General features: G+C 64.0%; 11 protein-coding genes. 9 read left to right on the forward strand and 2 right to left on the reverse strand.

Translation table 11 applies throughout. From position 1 onward, the window contains the following. The first annotated feature begins 219 nt into the window (after positions 1–219). From ACFWFP_RS03925 to ACFWFP_RS03945, 5 genes are all read left to right on the forward strand, one after another. Positions 220–546, forward strand: coding sequence for a type VII secretion target (locus ACFWFP_RS03925; RefSeq protein ID WP_379292989.1), 327 nt, complete (start codon positions 220–222; stop codon positions 544–546). Continuing rightward, entirely contained in the window at positions 546–5027 is a 4482-nt protein-coding gene (locus ACFWFP_RS03930) for a DUF6531 domain-containing protein (RefSeq protein WP_379292990.1), read from the forward strand. Before ACFWFP_RS03925 ends, ACFWFP_RS03930 begins: the two co-directional genes overlap by 1 nt. A 346-nt stretch (positions 5028–5373) precedes the next feature. Next, a complete protein-coding gene (locus ACFWFP_RS03935; RefSeq protein WP_379292991.1) occupies positions 5374–5778 on the forward strand; it encodes a hypothetical protein in 405 nt (134 codons plus the stop codon). 32 nt (positions 5779–5810) lie between these two features. Continuing rightward, complete coding sequence (locus ACFWFP_RS03940; protein WP_379292992.1) at positions 5811–6290, forward strand: HIT family protein; 480 nt, start codon at positions 5811–5813, stop codon at positions 6288–6290. A 285-nt stretch (positions 6291–6575) separates the two neighbouring features. Further along, positions 6576–7358 (forward strand): DUF6301 family protein, encoded by a 783-nt coding sequence (locus tag ACFWFP_RS03945; RefSeq protein ID WP_379292993.1) that lies wholly within the window; start codon positions 6576–6578, stop codon positions 7356–7358. 80 nt (positions 7359–7438) lie between these two features. On the opposite strand, the gene ACFWFP_RS03950 is transcribed toward ACFWFP_RS03945, so the two are convergent. Further along, positions 7439–8689, reverse strand: coding sequence for an HRDC domain-containing protein (locus ACFWFP_RS03950; protein ID WP_379292994.1), 1251 nt, complete (start codon positions 8687–8689; stop codon positions 7439–7441). A 22-nt stretch (positions 8690–8711) separates the two neighbouring features. Then, positions 8712–9263 carry a DUF3000 domain-containing protein gene (locus ACFWFP_RS03955; RefSeq protein ID WP_379293757.1) on the reverse strand — a complete coding sequence of 184 codons (552 nt, stop codon included), beginning with the start codon at positions 9261–9263 and terminating at the stop codon, positions 8712–8714. Positions 9264–9580: 317 nt separating this feature from the next. Between ACFWFP_RS03955 and hemE the strand changes: the two genes are divergently transcribed. The 4 genes from hemE (at position 9581) to ACFWFP_RS03975 (ending at position 13049) form a co-directional block, all read left to right on the forward strand. Continuing rightward, complete coding sequence (gene hemE / locus ACFWFP_RS03960; RefSeq protein WP_379292995.1) at positions 9581–10636, forward strand: uroporphyrinogen decarboxylase; 1056 nt, start codon at positions 9581–9583, stop codon at positions 10634–10636. Between the two features lie 94 nt (positions 10637–10730). Next, positions 10731–12092: a protoporphyrinogen oxidase gene (locus tag ACFWFP_RS03965; protein WP_379292996.1), complete on the forward strand. Its 1362-nt coding sequence runs from the start codon at positions 10731–10733 to the stop codon at positions 12090–12092. Between the two features lie 84 nt (positions 12093–12176). Further along, the gene (locus tag ACFWFP_RS03970; RefSeq protein WP_379292997.1) at positions 12177–12761 is read left to right on the forward strand and encodes an HAD family hydrolase; all 585 of its coding nucleotides are present in this window, start codon (positions 12177–12179) and stop codon (positions 12759–12761) included. Between the two features lie 129 nt (positions 12762–12890). Next, a complete protein-coding gene (locus tag ACFWFP_RS03975; protein WP_379292998.1) occupies positions 12891–13049 on the forward strand; it encodes a hypothetical protein in 159 nt (52 codons plus the stop codon). Positions 13050–13062: the final 13 nt, after the last annotated feature.

A 13062-nucleotide genomic window follows, 5' to 3' on the forward strand; every position in this document is an offset into this window, starting at 1 on the left:
CTCCTTCACGCCCTTAGACGCGCCGAAGCCCCTTCCGGTTCCATCGATTTCACCGCACTTACCGACCCTGTCGTATCCGCTACGCTCGGCCATTGGCACTGCGTGCCGCAGGTCTGAACCCTCGGGGTCGGACCTGTTCGATCAGGTTCGACATCGCAGGTCGCGGGCAAAGTGCGCCCGCCGAACCTCGGTGGCATCACACGAGGGGCGGGCATCACCATGGCAGGCGCAGGTGGGGAACTCAGCATCTCCCCGGACAAGATCAAAACCCACGCCACCAACGTCACCTCGGCCGGTTCGGGGTTGACCGAAGCCCTTGAAGCAGCCCAAGCCGTCTCGGCCCCCTCCGACGCGTTCGGGAAACTCTGTGCTTTCTTGGGGCCGTTGTTCGTCGACTCGGTCGAGACCGATGGCATCGACGCGATCCAGGCCGCGATCGACGCCTTCGGAAACACCAGCTCGAACCTGACCGCGGTCGCGGACGCGTTCACCACCCGTGACACCACCAACGCTGCCGCGCTCAAGACCCAGCAGTCCGGCCTGTAATGGCCGCCAACCCGTTGATCGCGGCCAAGGAAGACACCACCGACTGGTCCACCGGCATCAGTCTGGTCAGCTCGGTCACCGACCTGTCCGACGCGATCTCGGGCGGTTCCTGGATCGAAGTAGGCCTCGGTGTGGTCGGTCTCGGAGCCGAAGCTGTTTCGTTGGTCGTGGACCCGCTCGGTACCTTGGCCGGCTACGGCGTCGGCTGGCTCATCGAACACTGCCAACCCCTGCAAGACGCCCTGGACTGGATCGCCGGTGACCCCGCCCAGATCGAGGCCTACGCCAAGACCTGGGACAACGTCGCCGCCCGCATCAGCGAGGTAGCCACCGCCCAGAACGCCGCGGTCACTGCCGATGTCGCGGACTGGACCGGTCAAACCGCCACCGCCTACAAGTCAGCGGCGTCGAACACCACGAATCTGCTCACCGCGGCCAACACTGCCGCGACCGCGGCAGCTTCCGCGATCCGGATGGCGGGTGGCATCGTGGCCGCGGTCCGCGAAACCGTGCGTGACTTGGTGGCCCAGACTGTGGGTCGTCTCGCGGTATGGGCGGCGGAGTTGGTGTTCTCGGTCGGTCTGGCGACCCCGCTGGTCGCGGTCCAAGCCACCGCCTACATCGCCAAGACTGTCGCGACGATCTCGAAGTTGTTCTCGAAGCTGGCCAAGACGATGTCGAAGCTGAAGCCGTTGCTCAAGCAATTGAAGTCAGCGTTCGGTGATATCGCGAAGGCGTTCAAGAAGACCCCGTCCAAGACCTCGAAGAACGCCGACACCACCACCACGAGCCCCGCGGCGACGAAGAACACCGACACCTCGACAACACCGTCGACCACCAAACAGCCTGACACGCCCACGAATCCGGCCAGCACACCCGACACACCATTGAAAACAACCGACAACCCGGACACCCCGGGCAGCACGAAACCTGCGAACACTCCGAGCGATACCAGCAAGCTTCCCGACCAAACCGACTCACAGAAACCCGACCTCAACAAAACCGCGAAACAAACCACTGACTGCGGTGACCCCGTCGACGTCGCGACCGGCGAATTCCTGCTCCCCGCAACCGATATCGAACTCCCCGGCGTACTGGCACTCGTCCTGACCCGCCGGCACCGCTCGTCCTACCGCTTCGGCCGATGGTTCGGACCTTCCTGGGCCGCGACCCTGGACATGCGCGTCGAAATAGACCAGGTCGGAGTCCGGTTCCTCGGACCCGACGGCGAGGTGTGGCAATTCCCCCACACCGCCCCCGACGTCCCAGTCCGGCCGGTCCACCAGGGCACCCGCGCGACCATGACCCGCACCGAAACCGGTGAATACTCAGTCCACGACCCAGAACGCGAACTCACCTGGATATTCCGACCCACCGTGGCGGTCGGCCCCGAAACCTCACTCGGTAACTATCCGATCACCGCGATCACCGACCGCCACCACAACCGAATCACCTTCCACTACACCAGCACCGGCCAACCCACCGAAGTAACCCACTCCGGCGGATACCGCGTCCGTGTCGACACCACCGAGGGCCGCGTCACCGGCCTGACCGTGCTCGGCACCACCCCGACCGGGGAATCGCTCGAAACGACCGTCCGCGAATTCGGTTACACAGCAGGTGATCTCACCGCGGTCACCAACGGTGTCGGCGCGACCACGACTTTCCGCTACGACAACGAACACCGCATGCTGTCCTGGCGCGACTCCCGCGGCACAGAAATGCGCAACACCTACGACCGATCCGGGCGGGTTGTCGAACAAGTCGGCACCGACAACATCCTGTCCGCGACCTTCGCATATGAATCACTTCCGGACTTCGGGCGGTCGCGCACCCATCACACGAACTCCCTCGGCGCCACCACCATCTACGAGTTCGACGAAGACCTCTGCCTGCGCAACCAGATCGATCCGCGCGGCGCGACATCGATCACCGACTACAACGAGTACCGCCAACCGGTCCGCCACGTGGACGCCTACGCCAACACCACCGTCTACCTCTACAACCCTGACGGCGACCTGGTCCTACTCCGACGCCCCGATCAACAGACCATCACCATCACCTACGCCGCGCCCCGCCGCCCGGCCGCGATCGTAGATGTCGATGGCACTACCAACACTCGCACCTACGACGAGCACGGCAACCTCACCAGCATTACCGATGCCGACGGTGTCAGCACGGCCTACACACACCATCCGTGTGGTGCGCCGGCTTCGATCACGCTCTCGACGGGTGCCACTACTGGCATTGATGTCGATGCCGCCGGGCTACCGATCCGGATCATCGAACCTACCAACGCGATAACCATCGTCGAGCGCGATACATTCGGCCGACCCATCCACATCACCGACCCTTGCGGCAACACCAGCACCCATCACTACTCGGTTGAGGGAAAGCTGCTCGCCCTCATCGATCCCGACGGCGTGACTCAGTCCTGGACGTACGACGGCGAAGCGAACCTGCTCACCCACACGAACCAGATCGGTGCACTTACCCGCTATACATACGGCACCTTCGACTTGATCAACACCCGCGAAACCGCCGATGGCGCGATGACCGCGTATACCTACGACACTGAACGCCGTCTCACCTCGATAACCAACCCGCTCGGTGACACCTGGACCTACGAATACGACCCCATCGGCAACGTCTGCACCGAAACCGATTACAACGGCTCGGTCACCCATACTGACTACGACCTGCTCAACCGGCCCACCACCATCACCACACCCGCCGGTGTCCAACGCCGCCTCACCTATGACGTTCTTGGTCGATTCACCGGTGTCAGCACCGACACCGGCGAATGGATCAGCAACACGTATACCCCGACAGGGCAACTAGCGACAGCGCGAAATGGCCACTACACCAACATCATCCATACCGTTACGTTCGCCCACACCCCTGCCGGCCGGACACTGACCCAGCACGTCGATGGACGCATCAGCGCCTACGACTACGACCGTCACGGCGGTCGCATCGGGCAATCGGGTCCCGGTGGCGCTGTCACCAGCTACGAACGTACTCCGACAGGACAGATCGCCGCCCTCACCGCTAACGGCCACCGCTTCGACTTCACCTACGACCCGGTCGGACGCCAAAACAGCTGGCACAGTAGCGGTGTCGGGCAGCACAACTCTTTCAGTTCCACCGGCCACACCGTGCGCCGCGAACTTGTACAGCTCGATCCACACACCAGCGCACCGGTCCAACTGCTCGAACGCGACGAGTATGCCTGGCGTCCGGACGGTTACATCACCAGTCATTCCACCACAACAACCAGCACGAGCCGCCGTCGCGACTACACCCTCGACCTAATAGGTCGAATTACCAAGATCACTACACCGAGCGTCGGTGTAGCCGAGCAGTACACCTATGACGCCCTCTCGAATCTGATCAGCGCTGACGTCCCCGCATTGTCGGCGCCACCTGATCCGATCAGGACCGCTCCCAACTCACCCGAACCCGCGATCGATCCGCGCTTCGAGTACCGCAATAACCTCCTCATTCGCGCCGGACGCACCCGCTACTACTACGACACTGCCGGGCGCCTCATCCGCAAAGAGCGGACTCGGATCTCCCGTAAACCCTCGATCTGGCACTACCGCTATAACGCATTCGATCAACTAGTAGAAGTCACGACCCCGGACGGCGATACCTGGTCCTACACTTACGATGCCTTCGGCCGCCGTACCAGCAAACAACACCTTGCAAGTGAAACCCGCACCGATTTCACCTGGGACGGTGTTCATCTCACCGAGCAATCCACGACCTCCCCGTCCGGCACCAGTACTTACACCTGGACTTACCACCCCACCAGCCATATCCCACTCACGCAATCGACCGATGACCAATTCTGGGCAATCGTCACCAACCTGGACGGTAGCCCCACCCATCTTGTTGACCCCGACACTGGCGAAATATCCTCAACGGCCGTCACTACTCTATGGGGGAACACCAGATGGAAAGGTGCTGACACACCCCACCGATTCCAAGGTCAACAATACGACCCTGAAACCGGTGTCCATTACAATCTTTTTCGGATTTATGATCCGGACACGGGTCGTTTTGCCACACAGGATCCGCTGGGATTGGCCCCTGCCCAGAATCCGAACACCTATCCTCATAACCCGACTACGTGGACCGACCCGCTAGGTCTGGTACCTTGTCCCAAGATTACAGATGGAGGACTCAAACACTCGTTTACCAGGCATGCTCATGAATGGTTCGGTCGTGAGGATCATATGAACCCTACAGACACGGAGCGATACGACGAATGGCGGTCTATGATCGAGCGGGCCATGCGAAGCAAGAGCCCGTTCGAGTGGAGTACCGGCAACACTGATACTCATGGATATCTTACAAAGATTGACGGAAAGTATTTCGTGGCGCAATTCAATAGAGCAAATGGAGAGCTGGTGACGGCATTTCGTCCAAGTTATGGCCAGGTAGCGGCTATGGGCAGACTGATGGGTTGGAGTTGATGTGACAATGTCGAGAAAACAGCCCTCTGCGCCGTTTGTTACGGTAACAATTTACTCGACTGAATCCGAACGAGACGCGTTTGACGCAACAAAGGCGATCCTTGGTAAGATCGGATCTTCTACCGGAATTGTTTCAGTGGCTTCGGGTGAAGATGGTTCGATCGGGGAACTATTAGATGGGTCGAACAGTAGCGACGGGACCGTCGAATCGGTAGCAGACGGCCGAATTATCGGAGAGCTATTCCAGCTTCCGCGAATGGGACCTGCGTATTGCGAGTACGCGCGTCGATGGTCGGACCGTGATCGGTACCCTATCGCAGTCAACATGTCGGCCGAGGAGCTCGGCATGCCAATCGAATACCTCGACAAGAAACAGATTGCGCTCGCGAATAAGCGACAGGAATTTACGAGGAAGCTTCTTCGTCGCATGTCCGGCATTGCCGGTGTGCTGTACGGTTCCATAGATATAGAGCAGACGATTCCGACGCCATCTGCGCTGGGCTCTGTTCCGTTACCTCTCGACCTCTATGTCTCAAATGATCTTTTGGACTCGCAATTTTCGGAGAAGTTGACCTCTCTGTATGAGGAAGTAGGGGGTGCGGTGACTCCCTGGGAGGATGGTACCTTCTACTCCCCATTTAGTTCAGTGCGATTTCGTGATCCGAAAGGCAGGCGAAATGTTGCTAGCCTCGCGGAATCGGTTACCCCAATTGTTGCGACTGCCGTCGATCGGTGGTTACGCCGGGCTTGAATTGCGGGCGAATTAACGTGCACGAGGAACGGGTGCCGTTCGATCTGACGGAGTATGAAGAACGGGTGCGATCAGGGTCCTGCTTCATCTGTGACCTGGTCGCCGGGGAACCGGGGTCCGAACATGAGGTACTGCTCGACGACGGAACGCACATCGCCTTCCTCGGAAGGTATCCGACGATGTACGGGCATGTTCTGGTAGCGCCGAAACTGCACCTCGAGCATGTGGTGCGAGACTTCGAGCACGACGGGTATCTGCGGCTACAGGCAGTCGTCTACAGGATTGCCCGCGCTGTCGAAGCTGTTGTGCCAGCCGAACGAACCTATCTGCTGTCGCTTGGTAGCCAACAGGGCAATGCTCATGTCCACTGGCATATCTCGCCCCTGCCTCCGGGCACGCCGTATGAAAGCCAGCAGTTCCATGCTTTGATGGCGGAGAACGGAGTTATTCCATGGTCGCCTGCGCAAGCGGCAGAGCTGGCCGCACAGTTGCGGGCAGAACTCGGTTCGTGAACGCCGTAGCGATATCGCAGCATTGACCTGCCACGGGAACCTCGCGAAGGCCCGGAAGCTACGACGTGAGACATGATCTAAGAGATATGGGCTTTAACGTATCTGATCGAATACATGGGAAAGATGGGCTGTCCGACGAACTGGCTGGTGTAGAAGATATGTCTCCGGCGCAGATCGAAGAGTTCATAGAGAGGGCAAGCAAATATGGGCAGTAGTGGAGTAATCAGAATACACAATCTGTTGGAAATGGTGTCCCCAGATGCCGTGCTGTGTGAAAATCGATGCATGGCAGGCGAGATCAGATTGGGTGATGTGGCGTCGTATGGTTTACGTATTGACGGCACATTGGAAGCATTGCAAAATTCTTGGACTGTCGATCACATCAGCTACCATCGAAATTCTGTGGAGTCGATAACTGAGGGATTTTCCAACGGAATGTGGATTGTCGGCCACAGTGTTGACAAGTTGAGCGAATTTGTTGAACTGTTCACGGTGTCACCTGGGTCAGCTCCCGATCTGCTTGTGTTCTCCCGTATGGTCGATGCCGCGCGCAGGCAGCGTCATGATTTGGCTGCTGCCGCGAGGAGGTCGACTAACAGGCGCGAGACCGAGCGGAGGGTTGCGGCGAAGGTTGCCGTCGCGTCCGAATTCGACTGGACCTGGACGCTCGATAATTTTAGAAGGTTCTGCGACATCGTAGGTTGGCATGAAAGCTATGACTCCGAGGACGATGGGGTACTGATTACTGATATAGACGTGCAGCAGTCGACAGTGAGTTCAAAGGTCGAGGAAGGCGAGGTGAAATACTGCTTCTTCTCCGCGATCGATACGGTGCCTGCTCGCCGCTCTGATGGAGAATCGACAGCTGGTTACGTAGTGGAGGAATTTGTTTCTCTCGCGCACGCAATCGAATCAGTTATCGGGCCACCGAATCACCCGCCCGGATGTATCGACGGCGATAATCAGATAACTTGGATACTTCCTAAAGTGATCGTCCGCCTCCGTAGGTCCATGCATAGCTTCAATGTGTGGATGGTAAACCCGGAATATATCGCTCACCTCGATTGAGAACTCACCACCGACCGTTGGGCCCAACTGTGGTCTGGAGCCTGGGTGGTCACGGAGGGTGTCCGATCGAAATGTAGTGCCTATGCAGGTGCGGGTGTCAGCGCTGTGGTGAGCGCCGGAACCGCGAGGGTGCGCTGCCAGTGGCGCGCGCCGCCGGCGAGGAGGAACGCGTCGATCCTCGCGGACAGTTCCTCGGGAGTGCCGACGTTCTTGTAGTCGGGGAGTCCGTCCCAGCAGAGGCGGCGGACCAGTTCGGGGGACAGGAGGTTCTCGACCGGGATGGAGTGTTCGGTGGAGAGTTCGCCCATGGCGCCGCGGGCGGTGGTGAGGCGGGCGGCGGCGATCGGGTCGCGGCGTTCCCAGCGGTTGACCGGGGGTGGGCCGTCGAAGGGGAGGGTGAGTGGGGGGAGTTGTTTGTCGGGGAGGGTGCGGCCGCGTTCGACGGCGGCGAGCCAGTCGCGGGAGTAGCGGCGTTGGCGCGGGCCGCCGAAGACGGGGAGGGTGCGCAGTTGGGCGATCGAGCGGGGTTCGCTGGTGGCGGCGGTGACGATGGCCGAGTCGGGCAGGATGCGGGCGGGGGCGACGTCGCGGGCGCGGGCGAGTTCGTCACGGGTGGTCCACAGTTCGCGCACGATCGCCAGTTGACGGGTGCGGCGCAGGGTGTGGATGCCGGAGGTGCGGCGCCAGCGGTCGGCCTTGGGCGTGGGCGGGTCCATGGTGCGGACGTGCTCGAATTCCTCTGCGGCCCAGTCGAGTTTGCCCTGGGCGGTGAGGTCGGCGGCGACGGTGTCGCGGAGTTCGAGGAGCAGCTCGACGTCGAGGGCGGCGTAGTTGAGCCATTCGTCGGGCAGCGGGCGGCTCGACCAATCGGCGGCGCCGTGGCCTTTACGGAGCGAGCGGCCGAGGAGGTTTTCGACCATCGCGGCCAGGCCGACGCGTTCGTAGCCGGCGATGCGGCCGCCGAGTTCGGTGTCGAACAGGCGGGCGGGGCGCAGACCCAGTTCGGCCAGGCCGGGCAGGTCCTGGTCGGCGGAGTGCAGGACCCATTCGAGGTCGTTGATCGCCTCGGCCAGCGGGGTCAGCGCGTCGGTGACGGGAATCGGGTCGATGAGGAACGAGCCCGCGCCCTCACGGCGGAGCTGGATCAGGTACGCCCGTGCCGAATAGCGGAAACCGGACGCGCGTTCGGCGTCGACGGCCAGCGGGCCGGTGCCTGCGGCGAGGGTTTTGGCGGCCGCGGCGACCTCGTCGGCGGTCGCCAGCACAGGTGGAACCCCCTCGGCAGGGGCGAGCAGGGGCTCTGCTGCGGTGGGTTCCTCGGCGACCGACATAAACGTGAACTCTACGTGGCGATCAAGGGCGATCGGTGCGGGTATAGGACTCCGGTCGTAAATGAGTGACCCCCGCGGGCGGTAACCCGGCGGCGAAGGCGAGCACTTCGCAGAACGCTTCGACGTGACGTCGCATGTCGGTGGTCGTAGCCGTCCACGACGCGCGCAGCTCGAGCTGGTGCGCGCGGGGTGGGCCCGCGATGTCACCGTAGCGGACCGAACTGGTCGCGGTGACCGTGCCGCCGAGGGCGGTGAACGGTTCGCCGCGCGATTCGAGGGAGTCGACCAGCCAGCTCCACGCCACCTCGGGTAAGAGGGGGTCGGCGGCCAGTGCGGCGTCGATGTCGGCCTGGATGTAGGCGACGAGCCGGAACACACCGTGCCAGGCCTCGTCGCCGTCGGGGTCGTGCAGCAGGATCAGCCTGCCGAACGCGTCGCCCTCGGAGTCGGTGGGCACCACGGGACTGTCGGGGTGGACGACCTCCGCTCCGAGCGCATAGGAGAACGGCGCCAACCGTTGCGGGGGACGGATAGGCGCCAGCTCGATTCGGGGGTGCACTGTTGCGGTGCCCATCGCATCGACCGCCGCCCGGAAAAGAGCAGGCTCGCGGGGCGTTCCCCCGGTCGGTGCGGCGCCGTCGCGGATGTCGAGCGGTGTCACGAGGAGGAACGGTAGACCGTGGGTGCCCGGCGCCGTCGGAGGCGCGCCGCCGAGCGCGTTGCGTGCGGGTCGCGTTGCGTAGGGTGCATTCTCGGCGTCGGCGCGATGCGCGATGTGCGACGCGAACGGGGCCGGCGGGTATCGGCTACTCGATCGGCTGACCGTGTGGGCGGTCCCACACCCGCCGGGGCGTGAGGTTCCCGCGGGCTCGGCGCTTAGGATGAACCGTGATGAGCACTTACACCCGCCGCCGGTTGACCGATGCCCCCTTCCTGGCCGCCGCCACCGGCGCGACGCCGAGCAGGCGCCCGGTGTGGTTCATGCGTCAGGCCGGCCGGTCGCTGCCGGAGTACCGGGAACTGCGCAAGGGCATCGGCATGCTCGAGTCGTGCTTCGACCCCGAGCTGGTGTGTGAGATCACCATGCAGCCGATCCGCCGTCACGGCGTCGACGCGGCAATCCTGTTCTCCGACATCGTCGTTCCGCTCAAGGCCGCGGGCATCGACCTCGACATCGTGCCCGGCGTGGGCCCGGTCATCGCCTCACCGGTGCGCACCGAGGCCGATGTGCGCGCGCTGCCTCGACTGCGTGCCGAAGAGGTCGGCGCGGTCACCGAGGGCGTGCGACTGCTCACCGGCGCGCTCGGCGACACCCCGCTCATCGGTTTCGCGGGCGCTCCGTTCACCCTCGCCTCCTACCTGGTGGAAGGTGGGCCGAGCAAGCAGCACGAGCGCACCAAGGCGATGATGCACGCCGACCCGAAGACCTGGCACGCCCTGCTCGGCGCCCTCACCGACATCACGATCGCGTTCCTGCAGGCCCAGTTGTCGGCCGGGGTCGACGCGGTGCAGCTGTTCGATTCCTGGGCGGGCGCGCTCTCGCTGGCCGATTACCGCGAGTACGTGCTGCCGCACTCGGAGCGGGTGTTCGCCGAGGTGGCTTCGGCCGGGGTGCCGCGCATTCACTTCGGCGTCGGCACGGGCGAACTGCTGGGTGCCATGGGTGAGGCCGGTGCCGATGTGGTCGGTGTGGACTGGCGGGTGCCGTTGACAGATGCCGTGCGTCGAGTCGGTGCCGGGAAGGGCTTGCAGGGCAATCTGGACCCCGCGATCCTGTTCGCGGGTTTCGACGCGGTCGAGGCCGAGACGCGACGGATCGTGCGCGAAGCGGACGAGGCGATCACGCTCGGCGCGACCGGGCACATCTTCAACCTGGGTCATGGCGTGCTGCCCGACACCGATCCCGGTGTGCTGACCGCCCTGGTCGAGTTGGTGCACTCCCTGTAGGTCCGGCTCACGAACGCCGACGCGCTGGTGACACAGCCGACATCGGAGCCGGTGCGTCGGACAGGGCGGCGCGCCGCACGGCTACGGTCGAGGCATGCGGATCGCGGTTATCGGGGGCGGAATCAGCGGGCTCGTCGCGGCTTATCGGTTGCGGCAGCGGTTGGGGCGCGACGTCGACATCGTCGTACTCGAGCAGAGCGGACGAGTCGGCGGCGTGCTGCACACTCGCGAATTGGCCGGGGAGCCAATAGATCTCGGTGCCGAGGCCTTCGTGGGGCGCAGGCCCGAGGTGATCGAGTTGATGAGCGAACTCGGCCTGGCCGACCAGTTGGTGCGACCCGCGGGGAAACGGCCGCTGATCTGGGCGCAGGAATCGGCGCATCCGCTGCCGGGGCGCACCCTGATGGGGATTCCGTCCGATGCCGAGTCGCTGCGCGGGCTGGTCGACGATGCGACGCTGGAGCGCGTCGCCACCGAAGCGCAGCGTCCGCTGCACTGGGAGCCAGGCTCCGACGTCGACGTGCAGACCCTGGTGGGTGACCGTTTCGGCAGACAGGTCGTCGAGCGCAGTGTCGATCCGTTGCTGGGCGGGGTGTACGCGGGAATCAGCGCTTCCATCGGCGTCCGTGCCGCGCTACCGACCCTTGCCGAGGCGCTCGACGACGGCGCTTCGAGCCTCACCGAGGCGGTCCGCGCGGCGATGCCCGCACCCAGCTCGGCCCCGGTGTTCGGTGGGCTGCGTGACGGCTACGCAGCCCTGCTCGCCGCGCTGACCGACGCGTCGGGAGCACGTTTGGTCACGACGATGGCCGCGACGCGCGTAGCCCGTGCACCCCGTGGCTGGGTGGTCGACCCGCTCGGCGCCGTCGACGCTGTGGTCATCGCGACGCCCGCCCCGGTCACAGGCCGCCTCCTGCACCACGTGGCGCCCGAAGCGGCGCGGGCAATCGCCGGTATCGAGCTGTCCTCCTCGGCGCTCGTCGCCATGGCCCTCCCGCGTGACACCCCACTCCCGGACAACTCCGGCATCCTCGTGGCCACCGGAGAACCCTTGCGCGCCAAGGCGTTCACCCTGTCCAGTCGCAAATGGCCCCATCTGGCCGAGCGTGACGTCGCCTTGGTCCGCGCCTCCTTCGGCCGCCTCGGCGACGACAAACCCCTCTCCTGGACCGACGAGGACCTCATCGCCGCCGCGGTCGCCGACCTGTCCACCGTCACCGGCATCCCGATCGACCCGCTCGAAGCCGTCGTCCAGCGCTGGCCCGGCGGCCTTCCGCAGTACGCCCCCGGCCACACCGAGCGGATCGCGGCTCTCGAATCCGCCATCGCTGCCCTCGACGGCATCGCGGTAGCGGGCGCCTACCTCCACGGCGTCGGCGTCCCCGCCTGCGTCGCTGCGGGAACCGCCGCCGCCGAGCGCGTGGTTACCTCGCAGATCGGGAGCGCGCAGCGCTGATCCAGGCCCGACCCACAGCGTGTCATCGACAGTGGTGCCGCGTGAATGCTGTGAGTCACCCAGTGGCGCAGGCACAATGGGGCGATGCTGAGTTTCGATGCGGTGCTGTGTGATCTCGATGGCGTACTCCGTCTGTTCGACCACGACGGTCAGCGCGAGCTCGAGCAGCGCTACGGCCTACCGGTGCTGGCCACCGCCTTCGCCCCTGAGCAGATACGCCCGGCCATTCTCGGACAGGCCACCGCCGAACAGTGGCTGGCTTCGATCACCGCGGCGCTCGGCGGTCACCCCGATGCGGTTCAGGCGGTCAACGCCTTCGCCGCAGTCGACTTCTGGGTCGATGAGCAGGTCAGGGATCTGCTGGCAGAGGTCCGCACGCGCGTCCCGCTGGTCTTGGTCACCAACGCGATGGACGACCTCGACGCCCATCTGACCCGGATGGGCCTCACCGATTTCGCCGACACCGTGATCAGCAGCGCGGCCGTCGGCATCGCCAAACCGGACCCGCGCATCTACGAACTCGCCGCCGAAGCGGCAGGCGCCGCGCCGAACCGCTGCGTGTTCATCGACGACCGGCCGGAAAACGTCGCCGCCGCACGGTCTGTCGGCATGACCGGCATTCACTACCGCGGGATCGAAGATCTGGCGGTACTCGGCGCGAAGGCGTGAGACGTGTCGTCAGCCGCCGCCCGTCTCTGGACCGAAGTCCAGTGAGCTCACCGGACTTGACAGCTTCGCCGGCTGACCAGCGGCGTGTCAGTGGGCATCGACGATAGCGGTGCTGCATGATCGCCCGCTGTGACCAATGCCGATGAGCAGCGCAACGCGCGAAGGCTGATTCTCGATCCCGATCTCGGGCCGGTCGAACTCCGCGACGGCGAGGCGACGACGGTGACCTCGGTGTTCGGCAGTGACGAGTCGTCGCCGTGGCGGGCGGGCAGGCCGGTGGGGGACTGAGCCCCAGCGGCGG

This window comes from Nocardia sp. NPDC060249 (assembly GCF_042728755.1).
Lineage (GTDB): Bacteria > Actinomycetota > Actinomycetes > Mycobacteriales > Mycobacteriaceae > Nocardia.